The organism is Streptomyces sp. NPDC033216, assembly GCF_055577115.1.
On record NZ_JBVIQK010000009.1, the window covers coordinates 161,628 to 179,714 of the forward strand.

Sequence of the window (18,087 nt, forward strand, 5' to 3'; positions counted from 1 at the left end):
GACGGGAGCGGTGAATGACCTCGCCACCCGCCGGCCGCGGCCCCCGCCCTGAGCACCGCGGGTCCCTGGTGGCAGGCCTCCTGATCGGCATGGCCGTGATGGCCGCGGTCGACGAGATCGTCTTCCACCAGGTCCTGGGCTGGCACCACTTCTACGACCGGTCCACCACCGGCGTCGGCCTGCTCTCCGACGGCCTGCTCCACACCGCCGAACTCCTCGCGCTCGTCACGGGCTTCTTCCTCTCCGCCGACCTGCGCCGCCGCGGCGCCATGGCCGCCGCCCACCTACGGGCGGGGACCGTCCTCGGCCTGGGCGCGTTCCAGCTCCTCGACGGGATCGTGGACCACAAGCTGCTGCGGGTGCACCAGATTCGATACGGCGTGGACGTCACCCCTTACGACTGGGCCTGGAACCTGAGCGGTCTGGTCCTGCTGCTCATCGGCTGCGCCCTCACCGTCCGCGCGGGCCGGCGAGGCGGGACGGGACCGGCGGCTTGACACACGTCCATCCCGGATCCCCCCTCGCCGAGTGGGCCCGGCCGGCCGAACTCTGCGTCACGGTAGCGGCGTCGGTGGCAGCCGCCGCGTACCTCCTGGCCGCCCTGCGCCTGCGCCGCCGCGGGGACACCTGGCCGTGGGCGCGGGATGTGGCCTTCACCGTCGGCTGTGGTGCCCTGATCATGGCCACGTCGGTCGCACCGCCGGGTGGCCCCTTCACCGCGCACATGGCGCGACACCTGCTCATCGGCATGGCGGCCCCGCTGCTGCTCGTTCTCGCCCGACCCTTCACGCTGGTCCTGCGCGGCCTTGCGCCGGGAAGGGTGCGACGCGGCCTGCTCCACGCAGCGCACGCGCAACCCGTCGCCGTACTGCTCTCCCCTCCGGTGGCGGCGCTGGTGGACATCGGCGGGCTGTGGCTGCTCTACCGGACCGGGCTCCTGGCCGCCACCCACCAGAACCCCCTCCTGCACGTCCTGACACACGCACACGTACTGGTGGCCGGCCTGGTCTTCGTCTTCTCGGTCTGTCAGCTCGATCCGGTGCGCCGCCGTTGGGGCCTCGCGGCGCGCGGTGCCGCCGTACTGGCCGTCGGCGCCTCCCACTCGGTTCTCGCCAAGGGGCTGTACGGGGCGCCACCGCCCGGCACCGCCTTCACGGTCGAGGACCTGCGCACCGGCGCCCAGCTGATGTACTACGGCGGCGACCTGATCGAGGTCGCGATCGCTGTCACGCTCGCCGTGCAGTGGTACGGCGCCGCCGGACGCGCCCATGTCCGCCGCGGGTCGAACGCGGGGCGGCACGACGACCGCACGGCCGGCACGGTGGCCCGGCGGGGCTGAGAGCCCCGGCCCTCGGTGTCCGTCCGCCGTTTGCCACACCCGCCGTTTGCCGCCCCCGCCGTTCGGGGACCCGGCTACGCATGAACGCAACGCCGAGACGCCGCCGTTTGAAGCAGAGCCGCCTGCTGTGGCTCTTGGACCGTCTGGAACGAAGTCCGCAGGCCGACCCCCTGATCGACACCCTGCGCAACGGGGTGCGTTCCCTGCCGCTGGGACGTGGGCGGGACATGCTGCACGGGCGATGGCTGGGGCACCCGGTCCATCCGCTCCTGGTGCAGGTGCCGATCGGGAGCTGGCTGTCCGCCGCCGTGCTGGACGCCCGGCCCCGGCACTCCCGCGAGGCGGGCCTGCTCGTCGGCGTCGGCCTGGCGGCCGCCGTGCCATCGGCGCTGGCGGGTGCGGTGGACTGGGCGGAACTGCACCGTGAGCAGACCCGCGTGGGGCTCGTGCACGCGGCGGCGAACGTCGTCGCCGTCGGTCTCTACGCGACCTCCCTCGCCTGTCGTCTCAGAGGCCGCACGGGTGCCGGCCGGGCATACGGATTCCTCGGCCTGACGGCGGTCGGGCTCGGAGGCATGCTGGGCGGCCACATGGCCTACCGGCAGGCGTCCGGTGCCAACCACGCGGAAGAGGTCGCGCACGTCGTGCGGGAGGGCTGGCACCCGATCGGCACCGTGGACGAGTTCCCGGCCGGAGAGCCCGTGCGGCGCGTCGTGGACGACGTGCCGGTCCTGGTGGTCCGCCAGTCCGGCGGAGCCGTCCACGCACTGGCCGAACGGTGCAGCCATCTCTCGGGGCCGCTGTCCGAGGGCACCGTGGCGGACGGGTGCGTCGAGTGCCCGTGGCACGGCAGCGTCTTCCGGCTCTCCGACGGCTGGAACGTCAGGGGGCCGGCCACCGCGCCCCAGCCCGCCTTCGACACCCGGATCCTCGACGGCCGCGTCGAGATTCGCCTCGCCCGGCACGACCGGTCGGGGAACGGGGAGGCGAGCAGGGCGAGCAGTGCGGGAGCGGGACCGTCTGTCCGCGGGCACAGCGGCTGACCCTGGAGGACGGGCGCGCCGAGATCCGGCACGTCGAGACGGCGATGGCGCGCCTCCGTCCGCCGGCACCGGGCCGCTCCGGGGCCCGTGAGCAGCACCCGCACGGGGTGCTCGCCGGGGTGCGACCGACGCGCGAGCTGCGCCGTGTGCGGGAGCCGGGGCAACGGGACGCTGCTCGTCGGCCCCCGCCGCCCAGGGGGTACGCGCCCTCGCAGCCCAGGGGGTGCGCGCCCCGCCGTCAGGGCGCCGCGCCGCCCGGCGCGCCGACCGTGACACAGGCCGGGACCGCCGCGGGGACGCCCACGGTCATGGGGCCTGACCCGGTCTGCCGCTCGGAACGCCTAGCGGGCGAGCAGGCCGAACGCCGCGGTCGCTCCGGCGGTGCAGGCGAGGACCGCCGACGCGCACACGGCGTGGCGCTTGAGCAGGTCCCGCCGTAGGTCGTCGTATCGGCTCTGGTACTCCTGCCGCAGTTCAGCGGCACGGTGGACCGTTTCCCGCAGCATTCGACGGGTGAGGTCGGTGCGCTGCCGGACGTAGTGGAGCGTGAGGTCGTCGGCCTGCGCGGTCGTCAGCCAGGGCAGCCGACCGCAGAGGTCTGCCGCCTCACGGTGCGCCTGGTCGTGATGGACGCGGGCGAGGAGGTAGCCCTCCGCTTCGGCCGCCAGGGCACTGTCCCGCCCATCGGGTGCCGGGGGCCCACCGTGCTTCACCGCGGTTCGCCCTTGTGGCTCTCGGCGTCGATGACGTCGCGCTTGCCACCGTGCTCCTGGTGCTCGATCCGCGCGAGTTCCGGGTGGTGCAGGTCGAAGGCGGGCGATTCGGAGCGGATGCGCGGCAGGGTGACGAAGTTGTGGCGCGGCGGTGGGCAGGAGGTGGCCCATTCCAGGGAGCGGCCGTAGCCCCAGGGATCGTCGACCTCGACCCGCACCCCCTTCTGGGCGGTCCGCCACACGTTGTAGAGGAAGGGGAACGTGGACAGGCCGAGGAGGAAGGCCCCGATGGAGGAGAGGGTGTTGAGGGCGGTGAAACCGTCGGCGGCGAGGTAGTCGGCGTAACGGCGGGGCATGCCCTCGGCGCCGAGCCAGTGCTGGACCAGGAACGTCGTGTGGAAGCCGATGAACAGGGTCCAGAAGTGGATCTTCTCCAGCCGGTGGTCCAGCATCGTGCCGGTCATCTTCGGCCACCAGAAGCTGAATCCGCCGAACATCGCGAAGACGATCGTGCCGAACAGCACGTAGTGGAAGTGGGCGACCACGAAATAGCTGTCCGTGACATGGAAGTCCATGGGCGGGGAGGCGAGGAGAACGCCGGTCAGCCCGCCGAAGAGGAAGGTGACCAAGAAGCCGGCCGCCCACAGCATCGGTGGTTCGAAGGAGATCGAGCCCTTCCACATCGTGCCGATCCAGTTGAAGAACTTCACTCCGGTCGGCACGGCGATCAGGAAGCTCATGAAGGAGAAGAACGGCAGCAGGACGGCCTGCGTGGCGAACATGTGGTGCGCCCACACGGTCACGGAGAGGCCGGTGATGGCGATCGTGGCGCCCACCAGACCCATGTAGCCGAAGATCGGCTTGCGGGAGAACACCGGGAGGATCTCGGTGACCACCCCGAAGAACGGCAGGGCCAGGATGTACACCTCGGGGTGGCCGAAGAACCAGAACAGGTGCTGCCACAGGACCGCCCCGCCGTTCTCCGGGTCGAAGATGTGCGCGCCGAACTTGCGGTCCGCCTCCAGGGCGAAGAGGGCCGCGGCGAGCACGGGGAAGGCGAGCAGGACCAGCACCGAGGTCAGCAGCACGTTCCAGGTGAAGATCGGCATCCGGAACATGGTCATGCCCGGTGCCCGCATGCAGATGATCGTGGTGATGAAGTTGACGGCGCCGAGGATCGTCCCGAAGCCCGTCAGCGCGAGCCCCATGATCCACAGGTCACCGCCCAGCTGAGTGGTGCGTTCGCCGCCGCTGAGGGGCGTGTAGGCGGTCCAGCCGAAGTCGGCGGCGCCCTCGGGAACCATCAGGCTGCCGATCACGATCAGGCCGCCTAGGAGGAACAGCCAGTACGAGAACATGTTCAGCCGCGGGAAGGCGACATCCGGGGAGCCGATCTGCAACGGCATGATCGCGTTCGCGAACCCGGCGAACGTCGGTGTGGCGAACAGCAGCAGCATGACCGTGCCGTGCATCGTGAACGCCTGGTTGTACTGCTCCTGGGAGAGGATCTGCAGTCCCGGCCGGGCCAGCTCCGCCCTGATCGCGAGAGCGAGCGCTCCGCCGATCAGGAAGAAGGTGAACGAAGTGATCAGATAGAGGTGGCCGATCTTTTTGTGATCGGTCGTGGTCAGCCAGGTGACGATCACTTTGCCCCGGCTGCGGCGCTCGACCGCGGGCACAGGAGCAACGGGTTCGGTCTCGGTCGCCATCAGATTCCTCGGTGGACAGTGGGTGGGGGTCCCGGCCGGCAGAGACGCGTCGAAGTCCTGCTCTGCTCGCGCCGGGTGTCGGGGTCAGGCAGCGTGTCACCAGCCCAGCCGAAACCCCTGCCGCCCTTTCGGCACCACGCCCAGCGGCGTCCCTCTTTCAGTCGAATGACGGACGGAAGCACGCGGTGATTGACCGGCGGCGGCGACCGATGGGCGTCACACGACTTCCGGCGCCCGTCAGCCTGCGCGTCCCGGCCGGAGACGGCGTGGTGTCCGGCGCACCGCTTCGAGGTGAGTGACGCCGCTGGACAGGGAGACGGGCCCTCTCCCCCGCACCGCGACGACCGGCTGTGCGCCCGGCGTCCGGCCGCGCACGATCCGCCCGCCGGTGCGTGCGGCGGACGCCGTACCTGGCCCGGCGGGCCGCCACCGTACGAGCAGCTGCCCGTCAGCGCCCGCGTGGCGGGCGTGGTGCGACCGGGCCGGCGCCGGGCGTCCGGGCATCTTGTGGCTCGACGGGTTCCCGCGCGGGGCGGCTAACGTGACCCGCATGCCCGAAATGCCCCAAGACGCTCGTGGTGAGTCCTCTCCGCCGACGCGGGGGTGGGCCAGGTTCAAGGATTCCCCGTTCCTGCCCGCGGCGGTGCTCGTGCTGATCCTGACGGCGGCCGCGGCCCTGTTCGCGGGCTCATACACCTACTCCATGGCCGACCCGACCCCGCGCTCGATCCCCACCGCGCTGGTCGGCTCCCCCGGACAGCCCGAGGGCCGGCGTTTCCTCGACGGCATGGAGAGGGCCCTCAACACAGCGGTGAAGATCCGCTCCTACGACACGGAGGCCGAGGCCCGGACGGCGGTCGAGGAACAGCGCGTCTTCGCGATCGTCGACGTGCGCAAGGGCGAACAGGCCGTCGTCCTGGACCTCTCCGCGGCCTCCGGCGCCTCGGTCGCGGAGGTGCTGGCCGAGGCGGCGCCCGCCGTGGGCCGGCGGACGGGCGTCTCGGTCGCCATCCGGGACATCACCCCCCTCCAGGGGGGAGACCCGCGAGGGCTGGCCATCTTCTACATCTCGCTCGCGGCCGTGATCATCGGCTTCGTCGGCGCGATCCAGCTCAGCGTGCACGCGCGGGCCCTGACGCCTCTCGAGCGCATCGCCTGCACCGCCCTGTACGCGCTGCTGGGCGGGTTCGCCATCGCCGCGACGGTGGACTGGCTGCTGGGCGCGCTCGATCTGCCGTTCGTCGAGTCGTGGCTGATCCTGGCGCTCACGATGTTCGCGAGCGGCATGGTCTTCACGATGTTCAACACCCTCGTGGGCCGCTGGGCGATGCTGCCGACGTGGGGACTGATGGTCCTGCTGGGCAATCCCTCATCGGGCGGCGCGGTGTCGTGGCCCCTGTTGCCCTCCGCCCTGGGCCTGATCGGCCGCTGGCTGCCGCCGGGGGCCTCGGTCAACGCCCAGCACACGGCGGTGTACTTCGGGGGACACCAACACGCCTTCCCCTTCCTGGTGTTGGCAGGATGGGCCGTGGTGTCCTGCGGGGTCTTCTGGACCTGGCGGCATCGGCACCCGGGAGGCCGCGAGACCCGGCCGCAGGGCGGTGCCGACGCCGGGGCGCCGTGACGTCCCCGGGTGCCCGAGCGCGCCGTCGGCGTCCGCCTCACCGAGGAATTTGATCCCCACCCCGGCCCGGAGTCCGCCGCCCCGGACAGGTGGCGGGAGGCCGCCGACCGATCCGGGGCCGGCCCGGCGAGCACCGGCTCGCGGGTCAGGCGTCCGCGACCGTCGCGGTGACGGGCGTTCCGGTCTCCACGGTTCGGCTGACCGTGCAGAGCTTGTCGTGGGAGACCTTGACCGCTCGGGGGAGGATCGCGCGGGCCCGGGCGCCGGCCTCGTCGTCCGGGAACGTCACGGCGAAGGTGATCGCGAGGTTTGTCAGCCGGTTGCCCAGTCCGTCGCTGACCTTGTCACCGGTCACCGTGACCGTGAAGCCGGTGGGCTCACTGTGGCGGGCGGTGGCGACATCGACGTCGACGGCCGTGCAGCCCCCGAGCGCGGCGAGGAGCAACTCGACCGGCGTGAAGTCGGTTTCGCCGTCACCCGCGGAACCGGTCCCGAAACTGATCGTGCCGCCGCGCGGGTTCGTGGCGGTGAAGTGGCCGGTGTCGGTCCGCTCGACGGTGACGGAACGCAAGGTGTTTTCGGTCATGCGACCGACAGTAGTGGGCGCACATGCCGGGGGCGGTCGCCGCCCCACGGCACGGTGGTGGATGTCGAGGCGGCCGCGCAGGACGGGCCGCCGTGGCCGCGCCCCCGTGCTGCCGGGAAGACGCGGCGGCGTCGGCCGTCCCCGGGCGCCGGGACAGCCCGGCGGCCCCGGTGCCGCCCGCATCCGCGCTCGCTCCGCACCGCTGAGCCGGTACGTCGCCGGTCGGCACGTCGTCAGGTCGGTGTGCACGGCGCAGGCCGCGGTGACGGAGGCACGCGGTGTTGCCGGGCCGTGCGCACCGGCTGCACGCATCGGGCCCGGGTCGACGGGCCCCGAGGGGGGCTCAGTGCAGTGCCAGCAGCGCGCCGGGGAGGACCGTGGCCGTGACGGGCAGTTCGGCATCGACCTCGCCGTCGGCGCCGTAGGGGACGCCGCGGTCGGCTTCGATGCGGACCTGGGTGCCGCGCAGGACGCTCACCTCGGGACGACGGACGTGGGTGCCGGTCTTGAGTTCGTTCATCAGGGCGAAGAACAGGTGCCGTGGGGCGTGCCGGATCAGCACGACGTCCAGCAGGCCGTCGTCGATCCGGGCGTCGGGGGCGATGATGCGGCCCGAGCCGTAGAAGCCGGAGTTGGCCGCGACGACGGTGTAGCCGTGGTGTGCGTGCTCGGCGCCGTCGACCGTGACGCGGTACCGGGCGGGACGCCAGTCGGCCACCGCGCGGAGACCTCCGGCGTAGTAGGCGGCGGCGCCCCGCAGGAGTCCGGCGTGGTTGGCGTGGCGGTTGGCGAGCGCGTCCACTCCCGCGTAGACGCTGCCGAGGACGACGGTGCGGTCGTGGACCGCGGAGCGCACCTCGATGGTGTCGACGGGGCGCGGCTCGGCCTCCAGCAGGACCCGGGCCAGTGCGTCCGCTTCGGTGGGCAGTTCCAGCGCCCTGGCGAAGTCGTTGCCGCGGCCCGCCGGTACCAGGCCGAGGACCGCGTCGGTGCCGCTGAGGGCTCCGCCGATGGCGCCGGTGATGCCGTCGCCGCCGACCGCGAGCACGATCCGCCCCCGTTCCCCGGCGGTCCGGGCGAGTTCCTGGGCGTGTCGCAGGCTCTGGCTGTAGGCGGTCTCCAGGTCGGCGCCCGCCTCGCGAAGCAGCCTGGCCACCCCGAGGAGGGCTGCCGCACCCGTGGCTGCGCCTGCGGTGGGGTTGACGACGGCCGTGAACTGTCGCATCGGTTGGGCCTCCGGGCGGTCGGCGAGCGGGCGGATCAGGGGCGGGGAACAGGAGAGCACCTGGTCGGTTCAGCAGGAGCACCGGGTCGGTTCAGCGGGCCGGGAACGCTGCGGCATGGGAGTGCTTCGGCAGGCGGAACCGCTGCGGCGCGAGTGTCGCACCAGGCGGGACCAGTGCGGCACGGCAATGCCACTCCGGGCCGGACAGCCGCGGCACGGCAGTGCTTCAGCGGGCGGGACGGCTGGGGCTCGGGTCCGTTCGGTCCGCGGGAAGCAGAACGCCCGGGTTGAGCACGCCGACCGGGTCGAGACGTCGCTTGACGGCTCGCAGGGCGTCGACGGCCAGGTCGCCGGCCTCTCGTACGTACCAGTCGCGGTGGTCGGTGCCCACGCCGTGGTGGTGGGTGATGGTGCCGCCGGCGGCGAGGATCGCGTCGTTGGCGGCGTGCTTGGCGCGGGTCCAGTGGGCGAGGGGGTCGTCTCCCTGGGCGCTGACGACGGTGAAGTAGAGCGAGGCGCCGTTCTCGTAGACGTGCGAGACGTGGCACATGACCAGGGGCGGAGTGCCCGCTTCGGTGAGCGTCCCGGTGAGGGCGTCGCGGACGGCGGCGTACAGCTCCGGCAGTCGGGACCAGAAGGTGGCGGTCTCCAGGGTCTCGGCGAAGGCGCCCGCGTCGAGCAGCGCGTCCCTGAGATAGGGGGCGGAGTAACGGCCGTGCGCCCAGCGGCGGCCCGGCTCCTCCCCCAGCGGCTCTCCGCCTGCCTCGCGCAGCACCGCGGTCGCGGTGTCGCGGCGGTGGGCGGTGTCCTCCTCGGTGCCCTCGAAGCCCACCACGGCCAGGCAGCCGGCGGCGTCCGACGCGGAGCCGATGGCGTCGGGCTGGGCCAGGCCGACGAGGGTCTCGGTCTCGTCGGACAGGCGCAGCACCGTCGGGCGGGGCCCGTCCTGGGCGAGCCGCCGCAGCGCGTCGGTGCCCTGCCGGAAGGTCGGGAAGCGCCAGCCGTCGTAGACACGGGTACGGGGAACCGGACGGACGCGCACGGTGACCGAGGTGATCACGCCGAACGCGCCCTCCGAGCCGAGCAGGAGCTGGCGCAGGTCGGGCCCGGCCGCCGAGCGCGGGGCGCGGCCGGTGTCTACGGTGCCCTCGGGGGTGGCGAGGGTGAGGCCGAGGACCATGTCGTCGAAGCGGCCGTAGCCGGCGGAGGCCTGGCCGCTGGAGCGGGTGGCGGCGAATCCGCCGATGGTGGCCCACTCGTAGGACTGGGGGAAGTGGCCGAGGGTGAAACCGTGTTCGGCGAGCAGCGCCTCGGCGTGCGGGGCGCGCAGGCCGGCCTGGAGGGTGGCGGTCCGCGAGACGGGGTCGACGGCCAGGAGGCCGTCCATGCGGCGCAGGTCGAGGGCGACGAAGGCGCCGCGCCCGGCGGGGGCGAGGCCGCCGACGACCGAGGTGCCGCCGCCGAAGGGGACGGCCGACAGCCCGTGGGCGGCGCAGGCCCGCAGCACGGCGAGCACCTCGTCGTGTCCGGCGGGCAGCACCACGGCCGCCGGGATGTCGTCGACCTCGCCGTCGCGGATGCGCAGCAGGTCGGGGGTGGACTTGCCCCGGGTGTGCCGGATGCGGGCCTCGGCGTCGGTACGGACGTGCTCGGCGTGTCCGCCCACGGCGGCCAGCAGGGCGGCGTGCGTCCCGGCGTCGAGCGGTGCGGCGGGCACCGCGATCCGATCGAGCGTCACCGGGACGGCCGTACGCGGCTTGACGCCGAGCAGGTCGCGCAGCAGCCCGACCACCGTGTCGGGCAGCACCGTCGCCGCGGCTGGATCGCCCCAGCCGCTCCACAGCATGTCCATCGGTGTCGTCCTCCCGGTCGGCGGTGCGGGACGCCGTCTCGTTACGGCCTCCATGGGGCGTTACACTGTTACACATGACGCCTATTCGTCACAACCAGTCGGACGGAGACGCGGTGCTCGACGCGGTGCGCGACTGCGTCCTGGCCGTCGGAGTCCGCCGTACGACGCTCACCGACGTGGCCCGCCGGGCGGGGGTCTCCCGCATGACCCTCTACCGGCGCTGGCCGGACGTCCGTTCCCTGGTCGGCGACCTGATGACCCGCGAGTGGGTCGGCGTGGCCACCGGCGCCATGCCCGAGCGCCGTCCGGACACCTCCGCCCGGACGCTCCTCGTCGACGGCCTGGTGGCAGGGGTGGGCGCCTTCCGCGAGCACCCGCTGTTCCGCAAGATCGTCGACGTGGACCCCGAACTCCTCCTCCCCTACGTCCTCGACCGGCGCGGGGCGAGTCAGGAAGCGCTGCTGAAGCTGCTCACCGACGGACTTCGGGAGGGCCACGCCGACGGCTCGGTGCGCCCCGGCCATCCGGAACGGCAGGCACGCTCCCTGCTGCTCGTCGTCCAGTCGTTCACCCTGTCGCTGCGGACCATGACCGACGAGGACGACCCGGACCTCGACTCCGCGGCCTTCCTCGACGAGTTGCGGACCCTTCTGGAGAGGACCCTCACGCCATGAGCCGCACCAGCAGTCCCGCCCCTCCCCCGGGTTCCTCCTCGCTGTCGGCCGCCCGCCGCGCGCGGGATCTCGCCGCGACCGTGGACGGCCCGACGGTGGACGTCCTGGTCGTCGGTCTGGGCGCCACCGGCGCCGGTGCCGCCCTCGACGCGGCCGCACGGGGACTGACCGTCGCCGCCGTCGACGCCCACGACCTGGCCTTCGGCACCTCCCGCTGGAGTTCGAAGCTCATCCACGGCGGCCTGCGCTATCTCGCCTCCGCGCAGTTCGACGTCGCCCACGAGAGCGCGGTGGAGCGCGGGCTGCTCATGGAACGCACCGCCCCGCACCTGGTCCACGCCGAACCCTTCGTGCTGCCGCTCACGCCGCTGGTCCCGCGCGGCCAGGCCGCCCTTGCGTGGGCCGGCTTCCGCGCCGGGGACGCCCTGCGGCTGGCCGCCCGCACCGCGCGGTCCACCCTGCCCGCGCCCCGCCGCCTCTCGGCGACGGAGGCCCGCCATCTCGCCCCGGCGGTACGCCCCGACGGGCTGCGCGGCGGCCTGCTGTCCTGGGACGGCAAGGTGACCGACGACGCCCGCCTGGTCACCGCCCTCGCCCGGACCGCCGCCGCCCACGGCGCCCGCGTCCTCACCCGGGTCCGGGCACTGCGGCTCACCGGTTCCGGAGCCGTGGTCCGCGACGAACTGACCGGCCAGCAGGGCGAGATCCGGGCCCGTACGGTCGTCAACGCCTCCGGGGTGTGGGCCGGCCGCCTGGTCGACGGCATCCGCATCCGGCCGTCACGCGGCACCCACCTCGTCCTGCGCTCCGAGCGCCTCGGCGCGCTCCCGGCCGGACTGCACATCCCGATCCCGGGTGAGACGAACCGCTTCGTCCTCGTCCTCCCACAAGGCGACGGCCGCGTCTACGTCGGACTCACGGACGAACCCGTCGACGGCGACCTGCCCGACGTCCCGGCCGCCCCCGAGTCGGACATCGGCTTCCTCCTCGACGTCCTCGGCTGTGTGCTCGACACCCCGGTCCACCGCTCCGACGTCGTCGGCGCCTTCGCGGGACTGCGCCCGCTCCTGGACTCGGCGGGCACGGGCCGCACCTCGGACATCTCCCGACGGCACGCGGTCATCAGCCAGGACGACGGCGTCGTCACGGTGGTCGGCGGCAAACTCACCACCTACCGGCGGATGGCCCAGGACGCCGTCGACGCCGCGGTGGACTCGGGCCGCCTCACCGCCGCCCCCTGCCGCACGGCCCGCCTCCCCCTCGTCGGCGCGGCGCCCCCACGGACCCTGCGGACCATCGCCGCACCCCGCCGCCTCGTCCGGCGCTACGGCACGGAGGCACCGGCCGTCCAGGCCCTCGCCGCCGCCGAGCCGCACCTCGCCGACCCGGTCCTCGCGGGCCACCCCGTCACCGGCGCCGAACTGGTGTGGGCCGTACGGCACGAAGGCGCCCTCGACGAGGCCGACCTCCTCGACCGCCGAACCCGCATCGGGCTGGTACCGCAAGACCGCGACCGCGCCTACGACGCCGTACGCCGCGTGCTGGGCGAGACCCGGGACCGGTCGCCCTCGGAGCTGTCCTGAGCCCTCGCCGACGCGGAGCGGAGTGCGCGTCAGGGCCTGCGCGCGCGGGACGCTTCGGGTGGCAGACCGCGCACCGGCATCGACGGGGCGCACGTCGATGCGGAAGCCTACCGAGCCCGGGTGGACGCACGGCCGCGGCTGCGGGGCGTCGGAGCGACCCGTACGCGCTCTCGACGAACGCGCCCCGTGGCCCACCTCCTACGCGCCGACGGGGCCGACCGCAGGCGCCGAGGCGCGGATCGTCCGGCTCGGTCGGGCGGGACGACCGGCCGAAACGGCTCGTGGATCGCTGATTACCGGTAGGGGCCATGCCTTCGGCAGGATGGCCCCATGACCGAGATCCGCACCCCCCGCCTCATCCTGCGTCGCTGGCACGACGACGACCTGGTACCCATGGCCGAGATCAACGCGGACCCTCAGGTGATGCGCTGGGTCGACGACGGCTCGGTGCTCGACCTGGAGCAGACCGCGGAGGCCATCGAGCGGTGGGAGGAGGAATGGGACGAGGAGGGCTTCGGCCTCTTCGCCGTCGAGTTGCTGGCCTCGGGCGAGCTGGCGGGCTTCACCGGTCTGTCCGTGCCCGAGTTCCTGCCGGAGGCCGCGGCCGACGTCGCGATCAGCTGGCGGCTCGGTTCACCGTTCTGGGGCCAGGGGTACGCCTCCGAGGCCGCGCAGGCCACGCTGGAGTTCGCGCTCCAGGACCGTGGCCTCGACCGGGTCATCAGCATCTGCCGGGTGGGGGACGAGGCCTCCGAGAACGTCATCCGCAAGCTCGGCATGGTGCCGGAGCGGGTGACCACCCACCCGGTGTACGACTTCCCGCTGGGCCTCCACGCCATCGACCTCACCGAGTACCAGGGCTGAACCGGCGGACATCGGCCCCGGTCGCTTCCGGATGGTCTTCGGTGGGCGGACGGACGGCCGGCGAGACGCCGCAGGGGTCCCGGCCGGCCGAGGCCGCGGGACGCACGGACACGCCCCGCCGGGGTGCCACCCGTCGGCCCCGCCGCCCGCCCCACACCACACCGGCGCGCACCCCGGCCCGGCGGGCCCGACCGGTCATTGCGGACGGGCCATGAGGATGGCGACGTCGTCCTGCGCGGGATGCGGCAGCATCTGGCCGAGGACGTCGTCGCACAGGGTCGCGAGTGAGCGTCCGGGCGTCCGCAGGGCATGGGCGAGCCGTTCGAGGCCCTGGTCGAGGTCCCGGCCGCGGGCTTCGACGAGACCGTCGGTGTACAGGACGAGCAGACCGCCCGGCGGCAGCGGGACCTCTTCGGTGCGGAACTCGTGCCCTCCCGTCCCCAGCGGGGTGCCCGGCGGGCCGTCGAGGAAGGCGATCGAGCCGTCGGCCGCCATCACGGCCGGCGGGGGGTGGCCGGCCCGCGCGATGAGGCATCCGCCGGACGCGGGATCGTGGACGGCGTAGACACAGGTCGCCATCTCGTCCTCGCCCATGTCCGCCACGACGGCGTCCAGGGAGCGGAGCATGCGGGCCGGATGGATGTCGTGCCGGGCGAGAGCGCGCACCGCGGTGCGGAGTTGGCCCATGACGGCCGCTGCGTGGATTCCGTGCCCCATGACGTCCCCGATCACCAGTCCGGTTCTGCCCTCGGGCAGCGTGATGACGTCGAACCAGTCGCCGCCGACGTCGTGTTCGCTGGCCGGCAGGTACCGTCCGGTGAGTTCGAGGCCCGGGACGGCGGGCAGCGCGCTGTTCGTCAGGCTGCGCTGCAAGGTGAGGGCCGCCGCACGCTGACGGGTGTACATGAGGGCGTTGTCGATGTTCAGGGCGGCGCGCGCGGCCAGTTCGTCGATGAGGACGCAGTCCTGCTCGTCGAAGGGCTCGCGGCTGCGCAACCGGGTCACGATGACCGCGCCGAGGACCTTGCCGCGGGCGACCAGGGGAATCAGTCTGGCGGAGCCGAGGCCCATGAGGTACGCGCGCAACTTGTCGGAGCGGGGCTCGGTGACCAGCGCCGGGACGTCGGAACGGTAGAGGTTCGTGGGACGCCCCTCGGTGATGACCCGCTCGTACAGGGAGCCGCGCGGGATCTGGGACGTCATGCCCGGCAGCAGCTTCGCCGTGGGGGCGGAGGGGTCGGGGAAGTGGGCGGCCATGCGCCGGACCACGCCCTGGGTGGTGGCGGCCGACTCGTCGGGCTGCATGACCTCTTCGAGCACCTGCACATCGGCGGAGTCGGCGAGCTGCGGCACCAGCATCTGCACGATCTCCTCGGCCGTCTGCCGCAGGTCCAGGGTGGTCCCGATGCGGGTGCCCGCCTCCGCCAGCAGCGCGAAGCGGCGTCTGGCCCGTTCGGCATCGGCCTCGGCGCGCTGGCTCTCGGTGATGTCGATGAGGGAGGCGATCACGCCGAGGGTCCGTCCGGCGCCGTCGACGAGAGGGGCGTAGGAGCAGGACCAGGTCCGCTCCTGGTGAGGGTCCGACGGGGTGCGCCCGGTGCGGCGGACGTCGACGACGGCGACACCCCGGTCCAGGACCTTCCTCATGGTCGACTCCAGTGCCGCGGCGTTGACGCCGGGCACGACCTCGGTCAGGCGTTTCCCCACGTGCTCGGCGGCGGAGAGTCCGTTCATCCGGGCGAGCGCGTCGTTGACCCGCAGGAAGCGCAGGTCGGTGCCGAGGGTGGCCAGGCCGATGGGCGACTGGCTGAAGAGGCTCTCCAGGGCCGCCAGTGAGTCCCGCATGCGCAGGACCTGGGAGGTCTCCACGGCGATCAGCAGCGCTCCGGCCCGCCCGCGGGCGTCGACGGCGGGGACGATCCACATCTCCATCGTCACCTGGTGTCCGTCGCGGTGGCGCACCCACAGGGTCCCGACCACGGTTTCCCCCGCGTGGACCCGGCGGGTCAGCTGGTCGGCGAGTTCACTGTTGCCCTCGGGGACCAGCAGGGCGGAGGCGGGCCGGTCGAGGACGTCCTCGGGCCGGTAGCCGAGCAGGTCCTGGGCGGCCAGGGACCACTCCACGACGCGTCCCTCCGCGTCCTCCCGCCAGAGTGCGATCGGCAGCAGTTCGCGCAGCACACCCGCGTACCCGACAGCCGCGGAGGGCTGTTCCGGCACCGGTCCCGCCGTCTGGTGAGCGTCCACCGCACGACCTAACCACCAGGCAACATTTCACATGAAAACACCCTATCCGGAAGAGCGGAGTCCACCAGGCGGGACATCCGCCTCCGAACCGACCAATAGGGGTCAATATCCGCTATAGGACTCTATTCGAGCGATATCCGTCTTATCGACTTATGCTGACGTCGGGAGGGCTCGGTAGTCGAGAGCCGGTCCTTCGACCGGCGGGAAGCGAGCTTCCATGGCTGAGCGATTGAAAAGGTCGGGACTGGTCGGCGAACTGTCGGCCGAGTTCGCGGGCACGATGGTCCTCATCCTCTTCGGATGCGGCGTCGTCGCCCAAGTGGTGGCCGGCGGGGCCCTGACGACACCGCCGGGCGGCCTCGGAAACCACGACAGCATCGCCTGGGCCTGGGGCATCGGCGTCACCCTGGGCGTGTACGTCGCGGCCCGCCTGAGCGGCGCCCACCTCAATCCCGCGGTGACCGTAGCCCTGGCGGCGTTCAAGGGGTTCCCGTGGCGCAAGGTCGCGCCCTACGCGCTGGCGCAGACGGCGGGTGCCTTCGTGGCGGCCCTCATCGTCCGATGGAACTACACCGAGGCACTGGCGAAGGCCGACCCCGGCCACACCATCAAGACGCAGGGTGTCTTCTCCACGCTGCCCGCCAACGGCAACCCGAACCTGCCGCTCCACGAGTGGGGCGCATTCCGCGACCAGATCATCGGCACCGCGCTCCTGCTGATGCTGATCCTGGCCGTCACGGACCTGCTCAACAACCCGCCCGGCGCGAACCTGGCCCCCTTCATCGTGGGCCTGATCGTCGTGGGCATCGGCATGGCGTGGGGAACCAACGCGGGCTACGCGATCAACCCGGCGCGTGACTTCGGCCCCCGGCTGGCCAGCTTCTTCACCGGTTACGGCGGAGCGTGGCGAGATCAGTACGGGAATCTGTACTTCTGGGTGCCGATCCTCGGTCCCCTGATCGGCGGTCTGCTCGGCGCCGGCCTCTACAAGGCGTTCATCGGCCGGTTCCTGCCGACGGCGGAGCCGGAACCCCCGGGCCGCGTCCCCTCACCCGACCCCGAGCGGTGACACCCGCAGCAAAGGCGGCATCCCATGGCTGACTTCGTGGGCGCGGTGGACCAAGGCACCACCAGCACCCGATTCATGATCTTCGACCACGCGGGGAACGAGGTGGCGAAGCACCAGTTGGAGCACGCCCAGATCCTTCCGCGGTCCGGATGGGTCGAGCACGACCCCGTGGAGATCTGGGAACGCACCAACTCGGTGATGCAGAACGCCCTCCGGCACGGGAACCTGTCCCCCGAGGACCTGGCCGCGATCGGCATCACCAACCAGCGGGAGACCACGGTGGTGTGGGATCCGCGCAACGGACGCCCCTACTACAACGCCATCGTCTGGCAGGACACCCGCACCGACTCCATCGCCGCGGCCCTGGACCGCTCCGGCAAGGGCGACGTCATCCGCCGCAAGGCGGGCCTGCCCCCGGCGACGTACTTCTCCGGCGGCAAGATCCAGTGGATCCTGGAGAACGTCGACGGCGTCCGCGAGGCGGCGGAAGAGGGCCACGCGGTCTTCGGCAACACCGACAGCTGGGTCCTGTGGAACCTGACGGGCGGCCCCGACGGCGGAATCCACGCCACCGACGTGACCAACGCCAGCCGGACCATGCTGATGGACCTGGAGACCCTGGACTGGGACGACGAACTGCTGGGCTTCTTCGGGATCCCCCGGGCCATGCTGCCCACCATCAACGCCTCCTCCCACCGCGAGGCATACGGCGTCACGCGTACCTCCCGGCCGCTGCGCGCAGCCATCCCCATCACAGGGGTTCTCGGCGACCAGCAGGCGGCCACGGTGGGACAGGTCTGCTACGCCCCCGGCGAAGCGAAGAACACCTACGGCACCGGCAACTTCCTGGTCCTGAACACCGGTACCGAGCTGGTGCGTTCGCAGCACGGGCTGCTCACCACGGTGGCGTACCGGTTCGGAGACGAGCCGGCGGTGTACGCCCTGGAGGGCTCCATCGCGGTCACCGGGTCCGCGGTGCAGTGGCTCCGCGACCAGATGAAGATCATCGGCAGTGCCGACGAGAGCGAGACGCTGGCCCGTACCGTCGAGGACAACGGCGGCATGTACTTCGTCCCGGCGTTCTCCGGCCTGTTCGCGCCGTACTGGCGCTCCGACGCCCGCGGCGCGATCGTCGGCCTGGCCCGCTACAACGACAACGGCCATCTGGCGCGGGCGACCCTGGAGTCGATCTGCTACCAGAGCCGTGACGTGGTCGAGGCGATGGAGCAGGACTCCGGTGTCCACCTCGACGTCCTCAAGGTCGACGGCGGTGTGACGGCCAACGACCTGTGCATGCAGATCCAGGCCGACGTGCTCGGCGTTCCGGTCAGTCGCCCGGTCGTCGCCGAGACCACCGCGCTCGGCGCCGCCTACGCGGCCGGACTGGCGATCGGCTTCTGGCGCGACACCGACGAACTGCGCACCCACTGGCAGGAGTCCAAGCGCTGGCAGCCCCAGTGGTCCGACGAGCAACGGGCGGAGGGCTACGCGGGCTGGAAGAAGGCGGTGGAACGCACACTCGACTGGGCCCAGGTCGATTAGGCGTCCTTCCTCAGAGC

The 18,087-nt window shown here is 72.5% G+C and carries 15 protein-coding genes; 9 read left to right on the plus strand and 6 right to left on the minus strand.

Features of this window, described 5'->3' with window-relative positions:
• Positions 1–14: 14 nt before the first annotated feature.
• The 3 genes from ACZ5Y0_RS18980 (at position 15) to ACZ5Y0_RS18990 (ending at position 2,382) form a co-directional block, all read left to right on the plus strand.
• The gene (locus ACZ5Y0_RS18980; RefSeq protein ID WP_469129814.1) at positions 15–497 is read left to right on the plus strand and encodes a DUF2243 domain-containing protein; all 483 of its coding nucleotides are present in this window, start codon (positions 15–17) and stop codon (positions 495–497) included.
• A complete protein-coding gene (locus ACZ5Y0_RS18985) occupies positions 494–1,339 on the plus strand; it encodes a cytochrome c oxidase assembly protein (RefSeq protein WP_469129815.1) in 846 nt (281 codons plus the stop codon). Before ACZ5Y0_RS18980 ends, ACZ5Y0_RS18985 begins: the two co-directional genes overlap by 4 nt.
• Before the next feature lie 80 nt (positions 1,340–1,419).
• Complete coding sequence (locus tag ACZ5Y0_RS18990; RefSeq protein WP_469129816.1) at positions 1,420–2,382, plus strand: Rieske (2Fe-2S) protein; 963 nt, start codon at positions 1,420–1,422, stop codon at positions 2,380–2,382.
• 341 nt (positions 2,383–2,723) lie between these two features.
• On the opposite strand, the gene ACZ5Y0_RS18995 is transcribed toward ACZ5Y0_RS18990, so the two are convergent.
• Both ACZ5Y0_RS18995 and ctaD read right to left on the minus strand, forming a co-directional pair.
• Positions 2,724–3,095, minus strand: a complete 372-nt coding sequence (locus tag ACZ5Y0_RS18995) for a hypothetical protein (RefSeq protein WP_469129817.1) — start codon at positions 3,093–3,095, stop codon at positions 2,724–2,726.
• Positions 3,092–4,804: an aa3-type cytochrome oxidase subunit I gene (gene ctaD / locus ACZ5Y0_RS19000; protein ID WP_469129818.1), complete on the minus strand. Its 1,713-nt coding sequence runs from the start codon at positions 4,802–4,804 to the stop codon at positions 3,092–3,094. The genes ACZ5Y0_RS18995 and ctaD overlap by 4 nt, the downstream gene beginning before the upstream one ends.
• 550 nt (positions 4,805–5,354) lie before the next feature.
• Between ctaD and ACZ5Y0_RS19005 the strand changes: the two genes are divergently transcribed.
• The gene (locus ACZ5Y0_RS19005; protein ID WP_469129819.1) at positions 5,355–6,428 is read left to right on the plus strand and encodes an ABC-2 transporter permease; all 1,074 of its coding nucleotides are present in this window, start codon (positions 5,355–5,357) and stop codon (positions 6,426–6,428) included.
• Between the two features lie 145 nt (positions 6,429–6,573).
• Here ACZ5Y0_RS19005 and ACZ5Y0_RS19010 read toward each other — a convergent pair whose 3' ends face one another.
• The 3 genes from ACZ5Y0_RS19010 to ACZ5Y0_RS19020 form a co-directional block, all read right to left on the minus strand.
• Positions 6,574–7,014 (minus strand): OsmC family protein, encoded by a 441-nt coding sequence (locus tag ACZ5Y0_RS19010; protein ID WP_469129820.1) that lies wholly within the window; start codon positions 7,012–7,014, stop codon positions 6,574–6,576.
• A gap of 343 nt (positions 7,015–7,357) precedes the next feature.
• Positions 7,358–8,239, minus strand: coding sequence for a YegS/Rv2252/BmrU family lipid kinase (locus ACZ5Y0_RS19015; protein WP_469129821.1), 882 nt, complete (start codon positions 8,237–8,239; stop codon positions 7,358–7,360).
• A 226-nt stretch (positions 8,240–8,465) separates the two neighbouring features.
• Positions 8,466–10,091: an FAD-binding oxidoreductase gene (locus ACZ5Y0_RS19020; RefSeq protein WP_469129822.1), complete on the minus strand. Its 1,626-nt coding sequence runs from the start codon at positions 10,089–10,091 to the stop codon at positions 8,466–8,468.
• Positions 10,092–10,165: 74 nt separating this feature from the next.
• On the opposite strand from ACZ5Y0_RS19020, the gene ACZ5Y0_RS19025 reads away from it, so the two are divergent.
• From ACZ5Y0_RS19025 to ACZ5Y0_RS19035, 3 genes are all read left to right on the plus strand, one after another.
• Positions 10,166–10,765, plus strand: coding sequence for a TetR/AcrR family transcriptional regulator (locus tag ACZ5Y0_RS19025; protein WP_469129823.1), 600 nt, complete (start codon positions 10,166–10,168; stop codon positions 10,763–10,765).
• Positions 10,762–12,348: a glycerol-3-phosphate dehydrogenase/oxidase gene (locus ACZ5Y0_RS19030; RefSeq protein WP_469129824.1), complete on the plus strand. Its 1,587-nt coding sequence runs from the start codon at positions 10,762–10,764 to the stop codon at positions 12,346–12,348. The genes ACZ5Y0_RS19025 and ACZ5Y0_RS19030 overlap by 4 nt, the downstream gene beginning before the upstream one ends.
• A 330-nt stretch (positions 12,349–12,678) precedes the next feature.
• The gene (locus tag ACZ5Y0_RS19035) at positions 12,679–13,212 is read left to right on the plus strand and encodes a GNAT family N-acetyltransferase (protein ID WP_469129825.1); all 534 of its coding nucleotides are present in this window, start codon (positions 12,679–12,681) and stop codon (positions 13,210–13,212) included.
• 195 nt (positions 13,213–13,407) lie between these two features.
• Here the strand turns inward: ACZ5Y0_RS19035 and ACZ5Y0_RS19040 are convergent, their stop codons facing one another.
• A complete protein-coding gene (locus tag ACZ5Y0_RS19040; RefSeq protein WP_469129933.1) occupies positions 13,408–15,393 on the minus strand; it encodes a SpoIIE family protein phosphatase in 1,986 nt (661 codons plus the stop codon).
• Positions 15,394–15,676: 283 nt separating this feature from the next.
• Between ACZ5Y0_RS19040 and ACZ5Y0_RS19045 the strand changes: the two genes are divergently transcribed.
• Entirely contained in the window at positions 15,677–16,528 is an 852-nt protein-coding gene (locus ACZ5Y0_RS19045; RefSeq protein WP_469129826.1) for an MIP/aquaporin family protein, read from the plus strand.
• Positions 16,529–16,552: 24 nt separating this feature from the next.
• Positions 16,553–18,070, plus strand: coding sequence for a glycerol kinase GlpK (gene glpK, locus ACZ5Y0_RS19050; protein ID WP_469129827.1), 1,518 nt, complete (start codon positions 16,553–16,555; stop codon positions 18,068–18,070).
• The last annotated feature ends 17 nt before the right edge of the window (positions 18,071–18,087 follow it).